At 57.7% G+C, this 14,866-nt stretch carries 14 protein-coding genes; 9 read left to right on the forward strand and 5 right to left on the reverse strand.

Annotated elements, in window-relative coordinates:
* Window positions 1–223: 223 nt before the first annotated feature.
* From MHY08_RS10715 to MHY08_RS10730, 4 genes are all read right to left on the reverse strand, one after another.
* Complete coding sequence (locus MHY08_RS10715) at window positions 224–808, reverse strand: hypothetical protein (RefSeq protein ID WP_150851826.1); 585 nt, start codon at window positions 806–808, stop codon at window positions 224–226.
* Window positions 809–1,041: 233 nt separating this feature from the next.
* Window positions 1,042–1,512 (reverse strand): hypothetical protein, encoded by a 471-nt coding sequence (locus MHY08_RS10720; RefSeq protein WP_239194024.1) that lies wholly within the window; start codon window positions 1,510–1,512, stop codon window positions 1,042–1,044.
* A gap of 266 nt (window positions 1,513–1,778) precedes the next feature.
* Window positions 1,779–3,545 carry a DEAD/DEAH box helicase gene (locus tag MHY08_RS10725; protein ID WP_005328565.1) on the reverse strand — a complete coding sequence of 589 codons (1,767 nt, stop codon included), beginning with the start codon at window positions 3,543–3,545 and terminating at the stop codon, window positions 1,779–1,781.
* Complete coding sequence (locus tag MHY08_RS10730; RefSeq protein WP_005325062.1) at window positions 3,542–3,793, reverse strand: DUF3039 domain-containing protein; 252 nt, start codon at window positions 3,791–3,793, stop codon at window positions 3,542–3,544. Before MHY08_RS10730 ends, MHY08_RS10725 begins: the two co-directional genes overlap by 4 nt.
* A 110-nt stretch (window positions 3,794–3,903) precedes the next feature.
* Here MHY08_RS10730 and MHY08_RS10735 point away from each other — a divergent pair, with 110 nt between their 5' ends.
* The 9 genes from MHY08_RS10735 to galE all read left to right on the forward strand — a co-directional run bounded on the left by MHY08_RS10735 (window position 3,904) and on the right by galE (window position 13,596).
* The gene (locus MHY08_RS10735) at window positions 3,904–4,305 is read left to right on the forward strand and encodes a DUF3099 domain-containing protein (RefSeq protein WP_239236654.1); all 402 of its coding nucleotides are present in this window, start codon (window positions 3,904–3,906) and stop codon (window positions 4,303–4,305) included.
* A 15-nt stretch (window positions 4,306–4,320) separates the two neighbouring features.
* Entirely contained in the window at window positions 4,321–5,892 is a 1,572-nt protein-coding gene (locus tag MHY08_RS10740; protein WP_204608736.1) for a class I SAM-dependent methyltransferase, read from the forward strand.
* Between the two features lie 42 nt (window positions 5,893–5,934).
* Window positions 5,935–6,378, forward strand: coding sequence for a D-aminoacyl-tRNA deacylase (dtd, locus tag MHY08_RS10745; RefSeq protein ID WP_239194028.1), 444 nt, complete (start codon window positions 5,935–5,937; stop codon window positions 6,376–6,378).
* 358 nt (window positions 6,379–6,736) lie between these two features.
* Entirely contained in the window at window positions 6,737–8,152 is a 1,416-nt protein-coding gene (locus MHY08_RS10750; protein ID WP_204608729.1) for an HAAAP family serine/threonine permease, read from the forward strand.
* A gap of 46 nt (window positions 8,153–8,198) precedes the next feature.
* Window positions 8,199–9,572 (forward strand): L-serine ammonia-lyase, encoded by a 1,374-nt coding sequence (locus MHY08_RS10755; RefSeq protein WP_204608726.1) that lies wholly within the window; start codon window positions 8,199–8,201, stop codon window positions 9,570–9,572.
* A gap of 159 nt (window positions 9,573–9,731) precedes the next feature.
* Window positions 9,732–10,511, forward strand: a complete 780-nt coding sequence (locus MHY08_RS10760) for a transcriptional regulator (protein ID WP_239194030.1) — start codon at window positions 9,732–9,734, stop codon at window positions 10,509–10,511.
* A gap of 182 nt (window positions 10,512–10,693) precedes the next feature.
* Window positions 10,694–11,707, forward strand: a complete 1,014-nt coding sequence (locus MHY08_RS10765) for a sigma-70 family RNA polymerase sigma factor (RefSeq protein WP_005325073.1) — start codon at window positions 10,694–10,696, stop codon at window positions 11,705–11,707.
* A 222-nt stretch (window positions 11,708–11,929) separates the two neighbouring features.
* On the forward strand, window positions 11,930–12,607 hold the full coding sequence (locus MHY08_RS10770; protein WP_005328577.1) for a metal-dependent transcriptional regulator: 678 nt from the start codon (window positions 11,930–11,932) through the stop codon (window positions 12,605–12,607).
* A 2-nt stretch (window positions 12,608–12,609) separates the two neighbouring features.
* On the forward strand, window positions 12,610–13,596 hold the full coding sequence (galE, locus tag MHY08_RS10775) for a UDP-glucose 4-epimerase GalE (protein ID WP_204608719.1): 987 nt from the start codon (window positions 12,610–12,612) through the stop codon (window positions 13,594–13,596).
* 12 nt (window positions 13,597–13,608) lie between these two features.
* Here galE and MHY08_RS10780 read toward each other — a convergent pair whose 3' ends face one another.
* A complete protein-coding gene (locus MHY08_RS10780; RefSeq protein WP_239236655.1) occupies window positions 13,609–14,694 on the reverse strand; it encodes a DUF4192 domain-containing protein in 1,086 nt (361 codons plus the stop codon).
* Window positions 14,695–14,866: the final 172 nt, after the last annotated feature.

The raw sequence follows: 14,866 nt of genomic DNA on the forward strand, positions 1-14,866 counted from the left end.
TCGGTATGGTAAGCCCCGTCGACTTCGAGAACCACATTGGTCTAACCACCAGCAGAAAAGAAATAGCTGCCTAACCACTAGGTAGCTCCACTACGTGTCCACGATTTGCGGGCAACCCCACGACTTCCACGAGACATAAAGACCCCCACATGCCTTCCAACCACGTATGTGGTCGGGGCTCGTGGGGGTTGCTAAATGCAGTGTGTGGGTATTTCCCTTACTGCTATGATGCGGTGCCCAGGGTGTCCTCCATGCAGGCCTGCTGCTGGGCAGGGTCCTGCATGTTCAGGCACTTGTCGGCGCCAGTGTCACCGAGAATCTTCACGCCGAAGGCCATGATGGCGATGGTGCCGGCCAAGGCCAAGATAGAGGTAACCAGGCCGACGACGGACATCCAGGTGCGGCGCAGCTCCTTCGGGCGCTTGCGGCCAACGACTAGGGCGATGATGGAAACGATAATGCCGATTGGGCCGAGCAGCAGCGGCGGAACGATCAGCAGCAGGGACAGCAGCGCGATAATGCCGATGACCAGTGCCCAGATAGCAACTGCGTTCTTCTTTGCCGGCTGGCTGCCGGCACCAGCGTAGGCCGGGTAGCCGGCGCCAGCGGCGGTTGCGTCCGTACCGTAAGCATCGTGGGAGGCGTGGTCGTGAGCGGTGTTGTCTACGCCGTAGTTGTTTGCGTCGTGGGTGTGCTCCTCGTTGGCCTTGGAGGTTGCCTCACCGTAGGAGGGCAGCTTGCCGGTGCTGTCGCTGCTAAATGGGTTCTTCGCGTTGTCCGGGTTCTCTGGGTTGTTCGGGGTGGTCATGTGGTTGGCCTCCTTGGGGCAGCCCTAATTGGGTGCTCTTTATCGAATATGTGATTCTAATAACTTACGCATTTGTAATCGCTTTCGGCCACGTTACTTACGGAACCTGTGAAATAACTGGCAACTACCGAGTGGCCGAGTTTGTGGGCGGTCGGGCCGCGGCAAGCCTTGCGCACCTCCACATGGATGGTGCCATGGGTGGGAGGATGCGATATTCGGCGTTTGGGAAACGCCTAGTTTTGAGTAGAACCGTTCAAGGAATCTTCCATGCAGGCTTGCTTTTGCGCTGGGTCATCGATGGTCGTGCACATTTCAGGGTCAGGCGTCATCGTCCAACCAATGTGCGTATACAAGTAAATTAAGAAAGCAACGGACAAGATTAAAGCGATAATTGAGGTAATCAAGCCGGCGATGGACATCCAGGCGCGGCGCAGCTCTTTTGGTCGCTTCTTGCCTTTTAGCAATGCGATGATGGAGACGATGATGCCAATCGGTCCTAGCAGCAGCGGTGGAACAACTAGGAGCAAAGACACCAGCGCAATGATGCCGATAATGAGAGCCCACACCGCAATCACGCTTTTCTTTTCGGCCGGGGAATAACCGTAACCGTCACCGCCACCGGCAAAGGCCGGGTATACCGCGCCTTCGGTACTGTCGGAATTCTTTCCGTTGCCCGGGGTGTGAGGGTCGTTCGGGGTGGTCATACGATTGGCCTCCTTGAGTGCAGCCCAAAAGCCATAATCGTGTTATTGCTAATCGTTCTATTGCTTTTAACTACGTTACCCACGCTGGCTGCGCATTGTACGGCGGTCGCTTTCTGGTAGAGCGCAGAAAAGGCCGGGCTGGGTGGACTCCGCGCTAGGAGTGCACTGCGCTAGAAGTGCACCGCACGAAAGGTACTGGAGTACTTTCCCAATCCGGCCCTGCTTTCTCTTGACTTTGACCATGACCGCCTACCACGTAGCGTCACCTACCACTTGCGCAGGTACTCGATGCGCTCGCGTAGCTGGTCGGCGTTGCAGAGCGCGGTGGGCGGTCCACCGCAGGCCTTACGGACCTCGGTGTGAATCGCACCGTGCGGGCGGCCCGAGCGCTGGGCAGCGATGGAGACTACCGTGTTGAGTTCTTTGCGCAGCTGGCCTAGCTCATCGACAACTCCAGTATCGCTGGACTCAGATTCCATAGACTTCTTCCGTGAGGCCGGCGCATAATCCATGCCGTAGAGCTTGCGGCGGTGAGCTTCCTCCGCCTCAGCGGCGCGTCGCGCCTTTTCCTCCGCTTCACGCCGGTCCATTTCCTCGGATTGCTTCTTGCGCAGCAAATCTTTGACTTGGTCCGCATCAAGTAGCCCGGGAATACCTAGGAAGTCCGCTTCCTCATCGGTGGTCATATCCCCGGTATTGAACTGAGAACCGTTGTAGAGCAGCCCCGAAAACTCTGCCTCGGCACCAAGCGACTCATAAGACTTCTCCAGCATGTCTGGTTCGGTCTTTTTCTGATTCGCCTGCTCTAGCAGATCGTCGTCCCAGCCTTCCTTGTCGGGCTTTTCTTCACCCAAGACGTGGTCGCGGGACTTTTCCATATTTTCGGCCAAGCCCAGCAGGACAGGAACCGATGGAAGGAAAACCGATGCCGTCTCGCCCGGCATGCGCGAGCGCACGAAGCGGCCGATGGCCTGGGCGAAAAAGAGAGGAGTCGACGCCGAGGTAGCATAAACGCCCACCGCAAGGCGCGGGACGTCGACGCCCTCGGACACCATGCGCACTGCCACCATCCACTCATCGGTGGACTCAGAAAACTCCTGAATGCGGTCCGAGGAACCGGGATCATCAGACAAAATCACCGACACTGGCGTATTAGAAAGCTGTTTGAGGATCTTGGCATACGCGCGTGCGGTCGTCGTATCCGAAGCCAGCACAAGGCCGCCGGCATCCGGCATATTGCGCCGCATTTGCATCAGGCGGGTATGCGCCGCCTGCAGCACAGCAGGGATCCACTCACCCTTGGGGTCCAAGGCGGTGCGCCACGCTCGGGCGGTTTGCTCCGCATTCATAATGTCGCCCAAACGGGCTGCATGTTCCTCGCCGGCCGAGTCGCGCCAGCGGGCTTCGCCAGAGTAAGAAAGAAAGACAACGGGGCGCACGACGCCGTCGGCAAGCGCATCGCCATAGCCATAGGTATGGTCCGAGCGGGATACCTTGTGCCCCTCCCCATCGTCCACGTATTGGACGAATGGAATGGGCGAGTCATCGGAGCGGAAAGGCGTACCGGTCAAGGCCAGGCGGTGATTGACATCGTCGTAGGCTTCCTTGACGCCATCGCCCCAGCTCTTGGCGTCGCCTGCATGGTGAATCTCGTCAAGGATCACCAAAGTGCGCCGAGCCGAGGCCACCGCGCGGTGCTTGAAGGGGTGCATACCCACCTGCGCATAAGTCACCACGATGCCGTCCATCGAGGGATTAACGGCGGAGGAATTGCTAAACGCCGGATCTAGAGCCAGACCCACGCGCGCGGCAGCGCTCGACCACTGGGTCTTGAGGTGTTCGGTAGGCACCACCACGATTACGCGCTCGACCGTACGGTCTTCCATGAGCTCGGTGGCAATGCGCAGTGCGAAAGTAGTCTTTCCGGCGCCCGGGGTCGCCACCGCCATGAAGTCCTGCGGCTTAGTGGCGAGGAATTTATCGAGGGCGGATTGCTGCCAGGCGCGAAGGTTAGTCTTTTTAAAAGTCCTCACTTGCGGCGCAGACCCTTATACACACGCTCACAATCGGGGCACACCGGAGAACCCGGCTTTGCCTGCTTGGTCACCGGGAAAGTTTCGCCGCACAGCGCAACGACGTACTTGCCGTTCACCGCGGAATCGAGGATGTGATCCTTTTTGACGTAGTGGAAGAACTTCGGCGTGTCATTATCCGTCGTCGAAGTGTCTTCACGAATATCTGGCCGTTCAATTGTCTTCGTAGTCGTAGTCACGCACTCCATTTTGCCGCATCGGCATCGAACTTTGCGAGTCAGGCGGCTACCCTTGGAGAACATGTACACGTCATGCACGCCAACCACTGCGCCCTTCTCCCCTTATCGAGGGAACGCCGATGCGCACGAGGGGAGCCGAGTCTAGGTTGTTTGGCAAAAAAGAGCGCTACCTCATCACAGATGCCAAGCTCTCGCCTGGCCAGGACCGCAAGCGCCGCGAAATCCGGTACGGAATCTTTCAGTTTTTGCGCGTTCCTTCCCTGCTCATCGCCGGTTATTTCCTCTATATGCATTGGTGGCTTTTAGCCGCCATCATTGTGGGCGTGACATTTCCCCTCCCCTGGATAGCCGTGGTGATTGGCAACGGCCGGGGAGAAAAGAAGGATAAGCGCGAGAAAAACGTGTACAAGCCAGCCATGAACCGGCAGCTTTATAGCCAGACCCACGCCCCACAGGTATCCGGCGGCACTGCCCGGCCTATTGAGGCACACCACGACATCATTGATCACGAAGAAGAGTAAAGGATTCCTGCCTACATGACGACCGCTTTTGGCCCCGACTTTGATGCCACCGCGCTAGCCACGCTGGCCGCAGAGCTTTCCGACGTCTTTACCGCCGCCGGTTTTACTACCGATGGCGTAGCCGGGCACCTAGGTCCGGAAGTTACCGAGGCCCTCTTCCGCGGCGAACCCGCACCAGTTGCGCTCGCCGCGCACAGCGAATCTCAATTGGATCTTTTGATCCGCTTCTTCCTCCTGCATGAACACCTACCGGCCACGCTTTTGGGCGAGGCGGTAGGCGCGCGCTTGGCTACCCAGTTGCTCGATGCCAATGTTGCGCTTGCCGACGCCCATGGCAAGGCCTACATTGCCCTCGATATCCGCCCCCACACCATCGTTGGCGCCAACCGTCTCATCTTCTCCGACGTCGACGCCTCCTTGGTCGACCACGTACCTGGCCCAGACCATGTGCTTGGCGTTGGTGCGGCAAGCCTTTCGCTGCTGCAATCCACGCCAGTAAGCCCAGTGGGCAGCGTCTTAGATCTAGGCACTGGCTCGGGCGTCCAATTGCTGGGGCAGCTCGATTGCGCTGAAAAGATTACCGCCACCGACGTGCATGAGCGTGCATTGGAGTTGGCCGAGGCTACCATTGCCGCTACTGGCGATAGCGAGAAAGTGGAATTGCTGCAAGGTTCGTGGTTCGCCCCCGTAGCCGGCCGCCGCTTTGACCGCCTCGTAGCTAACCCACCTTTTGTTGTTGGCCTTCCCGAAGTTGGCCACGTCTACCGCGATTCCGGGTTAAATCTGGACGGTGCCAGCGAGCTGGTTGTCTCTCGGGCCACCGATCACCTAACCCCTGGCGGCACGGCTCACCTTCTGGCAGCTTGGGTACACACCAGCGGCGAGACCTGGCAGCAACGCGTTGCCTCCTGGCTGCCAGACAAGGGAATTGCTGCCTGGATCATCCAGCGCGACGTAGCCGATCCCGCACTCTATGTGTCCACCTGGCTCGAGGATGAATCCCTGGATGTACGCTCCCCTGAAGGACAACAGCGCTCTCGCGCCTGGCTGGAACATTTCCAGCAACATGAGGTCAATGGCATTGGCTTTGGATTTGTCGCTATCCAACGCATCGGCGACGATGAACCTGCCGATATCTTGGCCGAAGAAATGCCGCAGGCCTTTAGCGACCCACTTGGACCTGAAGTAGAAGAATACTTTGCCCGTGTGGCGTGGTTGCGCGACCTAGTACCCGGCGAGCTACAGGGAAAGCACTTCCAGGTACGCCCGGGGCTGGCACGCGAAGATATCAGCACCCCAGATGGGGATTTGGGCCAGGGATTTACACGGGCCGCTCTACGCCTTACTCGCACCGACGGTCCGCGCTGGAGCCACGAAGTAGATGAACACATCGCTGCCATTGTCGCCGGACTCAACCCACAGGGCTTGAACCTGGAAGAAACCATTGGCCTGTATGCGGCGGCGCACGGATTCGACGAAGCAGAACTTACTACTGCTGCCCTACCCGCCGTGATCGATATGGTCCGACATGGCCTGCTTATCCCAGCTGATCTCCTCTTGGATACCGATTCGCCGGACCTCAGCTAGATCCACACTGTCCCCCACTCGTTATATAAGGAGAAGTAAACCATGCGCGCAGTTTTGACTCGGGTATCAGAGGCCACAGTGACCGTCGATGGAGAGACCGTAGGGGCCATTACTAGTCCCGAAACCGGTGGCCTTCTCGCTCTAATTGGGGTCTCACGCGAGGATATGGATGGTTGGCAGCCCCGCGCTGAGAAGATGGCACGCAAGATTGCAGAACTGCGCATTCTTGATGGCGAAGTGTCAGTCATTGATGCCGGAGCGCCCGTGCTTGTGGTGAGCCAATTTACTTTGTACGGCCGCACTGCCAAAGGGCGACGCCCTTCGTGGGCGGATGCCGCTCCAGGACCCGAGGCCGAACCGGTCATCGCGGCGATTATTGCGAGCCTCAGGGAACACGGCGTGTCAGTAGAAACAGGCCAATTCGGGGCTAAAATGCGCGTTTCCTCTGTGAGTGAAGGACCTTTCACCGTCTTGGTAGAGACCTAGCCCGCACCCTCAATTTCCGCCCCACGAGATCTGAAAATCGTGTTAAGCAGGACCTTTTACAAACGATTCCGTGACGTAAACCACTTTTCCGGATTTTGTGTAAAGCAAGCCATAAAGCGCAAGGGAATGCAAATTCTCAGAGAGTGATAAATGCCCTACTCGCAGTGCAATAATTTATTATCATTCTGCAAGATTTTGTTCTATACTGAAGGCACAGCGAAGCAAAAGGGCTGGACATGCAGGATGCGAGATAGTTTCTCAAAATCCTACAAACGCAAAATTGAGTGAGAAAATTTTTCTCACTCATGGTTGCAGAAGCCCAAACGCTTCGGCCGACCAACTAGATGTAGGAAAGAAAATGTCCCACTCAATCACGCGGCGCAACAAGGCCCAGCACCCAGAAAACCAGGCTGAGATGCCTGAGGATCTCAAGGCCTCCAAGGCAGCTCCCTCATCCAAGGAATCCGCACCCGCCCCTGGCATTGACACCCCGTTCGATGGCCAGAAGGGTGCACCGAAGTGGAATAAGGAAGACACCGTATGGATGCTCTCCCTGTTCGGCACCGCAATCGGCGCTGGTGTCCTCTTCCTTCCCATTAACGCCGGCATCGGTGGCATCATCCCGCTTATCATCATGACGGTCTTAGCACTGCCTATGACCTACTGGGCTCACCGCGGAATGACCCGCTTGGTACTGTCCAGTTCCAAGCCAGACGGTGACCTCACGGACGTCGTGGAAGAGCACTTTGGCAAGAAGGCTGGTGTGCTCATGAACATCCTGTACTTCCTGTCGGTCTACCCCATCCTGCTGGTCTACTCGGTCACCATCACCAACACGGTCAACTCCTTCCTGGAGCACCAGCTCGGAATTACTCCTCCGGACCGCTGGCTTACCTCCCTCCTGCTGGTAGGCGGCCTCATCCTAATCGTCCGCATGGGCAAGGACGTCGTAGTTCACGTCATGTCCTATTTGGTATACCCATTCATCGGCATCTTGGTTCTGCTTTCCCTCTACCTCATCCCGAAGTGGAATACCGCGCTCTTCGATTCCTTCGACCTCAACGTCGCTCGCGAGGCTTCTGGCCACAGCATGGGCGTTACCCTGATGCTGCTGGTTCCGGTTATGGTCTTCTCCTTCAACCACTCCCCGATGATTTCCTCCTTCGCCGTTGACCGCCGCCAGACCTACGGCAAGTTCGCTGAGGCCAAGTCCCGCAAGACCTTGCTCCGCGCAGAAATCCTCATGGTCGTCGTGGTTATGTTCTTCGTCTTCTCCACCGCTCTAAGCCTCTCCCCGGCTGACATGGCGGACGCTAAGGCACAAAACATCACCATCCTGTCCTACTTGGCCAACCACTTCGATAACCCACTTATCCAGTGGATTGCCCCAGTCATCGCCATGATTGCAGTTGCTAAGTCCTTCCTCGGCCACTACCTCGGCGCAGCCGAAGGCTTCGAAGGCCTCGTCATCAAGGGCAGCAAGAACGCAAGCAAGGACGACGCAGAGTCCGCTCACAAGCTCGATACCATCACCCTCATCTTCATGCTGGTCACCGCTTGGCTCGTCGCCTGGGCTGACCCATCCATCCTGGGCATGATTGAAACCCTGTGTGGCCCGACGATTGCCATCATGCTCTTCATCATCCCAATGGTCGCCATCCACAAGGTCCCAGCGCTGAAGCGCTACAAGGGCATGGCTTCCAACTACTTCGTCTTCTTCATGGGCCTCGTCGCCCTAGCAACCATCATCTACTCCATCGTCCAGGCCTTCTAAGTACCGCCGCAGACGAGAAAATCGCAGAGGATTCAAGGAAAGAACAATGTTCATCAGCATCTTCGATATGTTCAAGATTGGCATCGGCCCCTCAAGCTCACACACCCTAGGCCCAATGAAAGCCGGCAAGGCTTTCGTGGACGAACTCAAGGAAAAGGACCTCCTTGACAAGGTCACTCGAGTTCAGGCAAATGTCTACGGCTCCCTCTCCCTCACGGGCATCGGCCACTCCACAGACAAGGCCATCCTCCTCGGCCTCGCCGGTGAAGAGCCAGAGACAGTTGATATCGACGGCATCTCCGAATTCATGAAGAACGTCCGCAGCAGCGAGAAGCTCATGCTGGGCGGCTCCCACGAGGTGGAATTCCCCAAGGACGGCGGCTTCTACTTCCACGATGAGTACCTCCCAATGCACGAGAACGGCATGTGTCTTATCGCCTTCGCCGGCGAGGAAGACATCCTGCACAAGACCTACTACTCGGTCGGCGGCGGTTTCATCGTCAAACAGGAAGACTTTGCCAAGCGCACGGACGCCAAGGTTGATATCCCCTTCCCGTACGCTAGCGCCGCAGAGATGCTCGAGCTGTGCGAGAAGAACAACATGACCCTCCCGGAGCTTGGCTTGGCCAACGAGTTGGCCCTGCGCTCGGAAGACGAAGTCAACGAGCACCTGCGCAAGGTCCGCGATGTCATGTACACCGGCATCGAGCGCGGCTCCGCTACCGACGGTCCGCTTCCAGGTTCCCTGCTTGTCCCCCGCCGCGCCGCTGCCCTGAGGCGCCGCTTAGAGCAGTCCGAACCGCACGATGGTCTGAACATCCTCAGCTGGGTCAACATGTTCGCACTGGCTATCTCTGAAGAGAATGCATCCTGTGGCCGCGTTGTTACCGCTCCCACGAACGGTGCCTGCGGCGTTGTCCCGGCGGTACTGGCCTACTACGACAAGTTCGTTGAGCCCGTCACCACCGAGATGTTTGCTGATTACATCTTCGCCTGCAACCAGATTGCTTCCCTGTACAAGATGAACGCTTCCATCTCTGGCGCTGAGGTCGGCTGCCAGGGTGAGGTTGGTGTAGCGTGCTCCATGGCTGCTGGCGGTCTCGCCCAGCTCATGGGCGCTACCCCAGAGCAGGTTTGCATTGCAGCCGAGATTGGCATGGAGCACAAGCTAGGCCTGACCTGTGACCCAGTCCTTGGACAGGTTCAGGTCCCCTGCATTGAGCGCAACGCTGTCGCTGCCGTTGACTCCATCACCAGCGCCCGCATGGCGCTGGAGCGCGAGAGCAAGCCATGCGTTTCTTTGGACGAAGTCATCTGGACCATGTATAAGACTGGTAAGGATATGAACGCCAAGTACAGGGAGACCTCACAAGGTGGCCTGGCCCTAGCAGTTCACCCACCAGTTCCGGTGTGTGGATAGAGACCACCCTGTAGAGAAGCGATGAGCCGGGTGAGCACAGCGCTAAGCCGCTTGTGTTCACCCGGCCTTCTTGGCGCTAGTTCCCCCCCTTCCGCCTACTCGCTTCCGTGTGATATCTTCTCTATAACCTGACAGGAATTAAAGGACATGCTTCAGCTAATGAATTTCCCTAGCGGCAGTGCCTCCGAAGAAAATTTCCTCGAGCAGTACATTCCCCTCGTCGAATTCCTCGGTAAGGCAATGGGCCCCAACACCGAAATCGTGCTGCACGATCTCGACGTCCCCGATAAATCCATCATGGCCATCGCCAACGGCCACATCTCTGGCCGGCAGCTAGGCGGCCCCGTGACCGACTTCGCTCTGTGGTTTATGAAACAAGGCGATGCCGCAGCAATCCCCATGATGACCGGCTACCGCGCCGTCAATGCGGAAGGCAAAATTTGCCGCTCTTCTAGTTATTTCATCCGAGACGACTCTGGCCATATGCGCGGCATGCTGTGCATCAATGTTGACGTCTCCGAGTTGGTACACATTCGCGATACTGCCGCCGCACTTATCGGCAACGCCGATGATCCCGCATTTGATAAGTCGAAGGCCTTCGGCGGCTATCCCGGCACGGAAGAGCAGCCGCAGCGACCCGTCGCGGTACCAGACCCGGCTCCAGAAGACGAGGCTGCGGAAGAGGAGCCAGAGAAGGAAGAAGTCAGCGAGTCTTTGCGTTCCAACGTAGAGAACCTTCTAGATTCCATGTTGAATTCCGCAATTTCTAACCAGAGCACGCCAGTACCTCGCATGCAGCGCGAGGAGCGACTCGAAGTGGTCTCTGACCTTGAGGATGCAGGATTCTTCCTTCTTAAAGGCGGAATTGCCGCGGCAGCGACGCGCCTAGGCGTATCTGAACCGACTATCTACCGCTACCTCGTCCAGGTGCGCGGATAGTAGTTCCACATACCAAGCTATTCGCATCTCGTAACCGTTCCCCGTGGTACCTCTCCCCCGAAAAGGTGGAGTTGTACCACGGGGACCAACTGTTTTTACTAATTCTCTCTGCACTGGGAACTAAATCGCTAAAGACTCCGTTGTACTGTGTGAAACCGGCGACAAATTCAGGAGGCTTCACTATGACGAAGACATCTGCCACCACCGCCAAGGGCACTTCAAGTGCCACTACTGATGAAGAACAGGAAGTAGACCGCGGATCTCGCCGCAACCAAACCAACGATAATCCTTCTGCCGACCTCGTCCGCGTCTATCTCAACGGCATCGGCAAGACCGCACTGCTCAGCGCGGAAGATGAGGTAGAACTCGCTCAGGCCATCGAGGTTGGACTGTACGCGGAGTACAAGCTCAATAACGCAGAAAAGCTCACCCGTGCCGAAAAGCGCGACCTAAAGATCCTCGCCCGCGAAGGCAAGAAGGCACGCTCCCACCTGCTCGAAGCCAACCTGCGCCTCGTTGTCTCGCTGGCCAAGCGCTACACCGGCCGCGGTATGCCACTGCTGGATCTCATCCAGGAGGGCAACCTAGGCCTTATCCGCGCAATGGAGAAGTTCGATTACGCCAAGGGATTCAAGTTCTCCACTTATGCCACGTGGTGGATTCGTCAGGCGATTACCCGCGGCATGGCTGACCAGTCCCGCACCATTCGCCTCCCAGTCCACTTGGTTGAGCAGGTTAACAAGCTTTCTCGTATTAAGCGCGAGATGTATCAATCATTGGGCCGCGAAGCTACCAACGAGGAGCTTTCGGAAGAATCCGGTATTGATGAGAACAAGATTGAAATGCTGCTGCGCCAGTCGCGCGATCCGGTCTCTCTCGATATGCCGGTAGGTACCGATGAAGAAGCTCCTTTGGGCGACTTCATTGAAGATGCAGAAGCTACCGATGCTGAAACTGCGGTCGTCGCATCTATGCGCCACTCCGATATCCGCGGTGTGATTGACACCTTAGAGAAGCGCGAGCAGGACGTCATCCGCCTGCGTTATGGCCTCGATGATGGTGTTCCGCGCACCTTGGATCAGATAGGCCGCCGCTTCGGCCTTTCACGCGAGCGTGTACGCCAGATTGAGCGCGAAGTCATGGCTAAGCTGCGCGATGGAAACCGCGCCGATCGCCTGCGCGAGTACGCTTTGTAATCCACGCCTACTGCATTCGGCAGCACATCCTATCCCCGGGCCCATTTGGCAACGTACCGCCATGGGCTCGGGGTTTGGCGTGGATAAGGCATCGGCTTGGTTCCTAGCGGCGAGCCAAGCCTTGGGTAGGCTAATCTGGACTGCAGAGTCTAGAAAGCGCTTTCCCGTTCTTGGACGGGACTATAGCCGCGTAACTGTATTCACACAGAAAGGTATGCCCACGTGAGGGACCTAGTTGATACAACGGAGATGTATCTGCGGACCATCTACGAGCTAGAGGAAGAAGGCATTACTCCCCTGCGCGCCCGCATTGCGGAGCGTTTGGAGCAGTCCGGACCTACGGTTTCTCAGACTGTGGCCCGCATGGAGCGCGATGGCCTTTTGCACGTGCGCACCGACCGCAGTTTGGATCTCACGGACAAGGGCCGCGACCTAGCAACCGCAGTCATGCGCAAGCACCGTTTGGCAGAGCGTTTGCTTACCGACGTCCTGGGGCTCGACATTGCCAAGGTCCACGACGAGGCCTGCCGGTGGGAGCACGTCATGAGTGAAGAGGTGGAAAAGCGCATGGTCGCCGTTCTCGATGACCCGACGCGGTCCCCCTTTGGCAATCCTATTCCGGCACTGTCTGCACTTGGCTTCGATGTTCCGCAGCCGGACCAGGGCACCCGGGCGGTCGATCTCCCCAATGGCGAGCAGGTCTCCGCGACCGTCATCCAGGTCAATGAAATCCTGCAGGTTGATGATGGCACCTTCCAGGAGCTCACCGATGCCGGCATTCGTGTGGGCGCCAAGGTATCTGTGGTCAATAACAGCGGCACGATCACACTGTCGACACCGGAAGGTGGCAGCGTCGTGCTTTCCGACGATTTGGCGCACGCAGTGCGCGTGGAGGTATAGCTATGAAGCTTCTCGTTACCGGTGGCGCCGGCTACGTGGGCAGCGTCTGCGCCGCAGTATTGGTCGAACAAGGCCATGACGTAACCATCATCGATAATTTCTCCACCGGCAACCGTGAGGCCGTTCCGGAAGCCGCCCGCGTCATCGAGGGCGACGTCGCGGACAAGGCTGCCGATGTCCTGGGCGAAGGTGGCTTCGAAGGCGTCATTCACTTCGCTGCGCGCTCCTTGGTGGGCGAATCCGTGGAAAAGCCAGATGAGTACTGGCAGCACAACGTCGTTACTACCCTGACACTGCTTAATGCCATGCGGGATAACGACGTCAAAAACCTCGTCTTTTCCTCCACCGCTGCAACCTACGGTGAGCCCGACCAAGTCCCGATTACGGAAGACATGCCAACCCAGCCCACCAATCCGTATGGTGCGACCAAGCTGGCCATCGACTACATGATCACGTCCTTTGCCCACGCCTACGGCCTGGGCGCTACCTCGCTGCGCTATTTCAATGTGGCTGGTGCCTACGGAAATATTGGCGAGAACCGCGAGGTAGAAACCCACCTCATCCCCATCGTGTTGCAGGTTGCTTTGGGCCACCGGGATAAGATCTTCATGTTCGGCGATGACTGGGATACCGCAGACGGCACCCCAGTGCGTGACTACATCCATATCCGCGATCTAGCCGACGCCCACGTGCTTGCCCTCGAGTCCAACGAATCTGGCAAGCACCGCATTTACAACTTGGGTTCTGGCGATGGGTACTCCGTCAAGCAAGTCATCGAGATGTGTCGCAAGGTCACCGGCCACGATATTCCGGCTGAGGTGGCCCCGCGCCGCGCGGGCGACCCAGCTACGCTCATCGCTTCCTCAGAGAAGATTCAGCGGGAACTCGGGTGGAATCCCACCCGTACGGACCTGGAAACCATCGTCACCGACGCGTGGAACTTCACCCGACAGCTTGGCGATAAGGCACATTCCGCAAAGCGGTCCTAGACGCCGCGCGTGTTAGGCGGGGCTGTCAACGCGGAGCCCCGCCGCTTCGCGGGCTAGCTCGCAACCATGGCATAGGCTGGAGACCAACCGCTTTCCCATACCGCTGCGATACCCCTGCGCTATGAGGCGCCCCAAATTGTGATGGGGCGCCTCTTCTACTACTACTGCCAGCGCCGGACCGGCATAAATTCCGAATTCGTGAGACACCTGGCTAGCAGCATACAAAGCTAGGGCGTTGTAGCGAATAGACCCCTGGAATGTACGGGCTACCGCCAATAACAGGTCACCTGCTTCCTGCGGCGCGGAGACAAGCTCCGTAATGACTAGGTCGCGGGTCCAGGTGGTAGACATCCACATGGCTGCCACACACAACAATTCTTCATTTTCTAGGGTTTCCTCCAGCGATTCGACCTCGCTGAGCACATAGAGCACATCGGCAATGAGGTGCTTGACCACCTGCACTGGATCTGTAGTGCCGTATCCGTGCCCGGCGCGCAGTTGGCGGGCAATCTCTTCGGCGCATCGCTCCATGGCCCTTATCTCTTCTTCCCCAAAGTATGGGTTCGGGTCCTTGAAACGCTGGACCAAGTCATGACGGCTAAGTTCCGGAAGCATCCCGTTATTCACGCAGGCGCGCATCGTGTGGCTCGTCGAGATGGCGGGTATGGTTCCTTCCATCCAATTCTGCAGCGGGCCCTCGCCGCTTTCTGTGGCGTGGCCAAAGATGAGGTCATAGGCGGTATCGGTGGATAGTTCTTCGGACAGCCAGCAGGCATCGATGCCCATACCTGTCCGGTCTTGGAAATGGTAAAGAGACTGCAGAATGTCCCAGAGCTCTCCTTCCTCGCGCTGGGAGAGCACGAAGCAAAAAATGATTTCGGGGTTTCCGCAGTGAAACGCATCCATCACCTCGTGCAGGGCACCAGGCACATCGTGCAAATCGAGGCGGGCTACTGGTCCGATGCTGTATCCGCGTTGGCTGGGTTGGATGGAGATGAGGATGACTGATTCGGTGGGAAAGAATCCGAGGATTCCTGGGATATTGGCGAGGATATCGCCGGGCGTACGGATGGGCTGAGTTGGTGTTGTGATGTCCATGGCCCCAGCCTCAACCATGAGCGCAACTATGCATAGGCCGCTAAGGATTAGGTGGTGGGGATCTGTGGATAGGTGGGGTGAAGGGGGGCGTCGGCTAGCGGCTTTCCACAACCCGCCCGGGATTGCGCTGGCAATGCGCAGCGGTTTGGGGCACAATTGTTTATTTAACCTC

Origin of the sequence: Corynebacterium sp. ACRPJ (assembly GCF_022347345.1) — a bacterium.
GTDB classification, from domain to species: Bacteria; Actinomycetota; Actinomycetes; order Mycobacteriales; family Mycobacteriaceae; genus Corynebacterium; species Corynebacterium tuberculostearicum_D.

Bases quoted from the DNA above. Each gene is read 5' to 3' on its own strand.
- MHY08_RS10715 (WP_150851826.1), bottom strand. From the start codon at position 808: ATGACCACCCCGAACAACCCAGAGAACCCGGACAACGCGAAGAACCCA.
- MHY08_RS10720 (WP_239194024.1), bottom strand. From the start codon at position 1,512: ATGACCACCCCGAACGACCCTCACACCCCGGGCAACGGAAAGAATTCC.
- MHY08_RS10730 (WP_005325062.1), bottom strand. From the start codon at position 3,793: ATGGAGTGCGTGACTACGACTACGAAGACAATTGAACGGCCAGATATT.
- MHY08_RS10735 (WP_239236654.1), top strand. From the start codon at position 3,904: ATGCGCACGAGGGGAGCCGAGTCTAGGTTGTTTGGCAAAAAAGAGCGC.
- MHY08_RS10740 (WP_204608736.1), top strand. From the start codon at position 4,321: ATGACGACCGCTTTTGGCCCCGACTTTGATGCCACCGCGCTAGCCACG.
- dtd (WP_239194028.1), top strand. From the start codon at position 5,935: ATGCGCGCAGTTTTGACTCGGGTATCAGAGGCCACAGTGACCGTCGAT.
- MHY08_RS10750 (WP_204608729.1), top strand. From the start codon at position 6,737: ATGTCCCACTCAATCACGCGGCGCAACAAGGCCCAGCACCCAGAAAAC.
- MHY08_RS10755 (WP_204608726.1), top strand. From the start codon at position 8,199: ATGTTCATCAGCATCTTCGATATGTTCAAGATTGGCATCGGCCCCTCA.
- MHY08_RS10760 (WP_239194030.1), top strand. From the start codon at position 9,732: ATGAATTTCCCTAGCGGCAGTGCCTCCGAAGAAAATTTCCTCGAGCAG.
- MHY08_RS10765 (WP_005325073.1), top strand. From the start codon at position 10,694: ATGACGAAGACATCTGCCACCACCGCCAAGGGCACTTCAAGTGCCACT.
- galE (WP_204608719.1), top strand. From the start codon at position 12,610: ATGAAGCTTCTCGTTACCGGTGGCGCCGGCTACGTGGGCAGCGTCTGC.
- MHY08_RS10780 (WP_239236655.1), bottom strand. From the start codon at position 14,694: ATGGACATCACAACACCAACTCAGCCCATCCGTACGCCCGGCGATATC.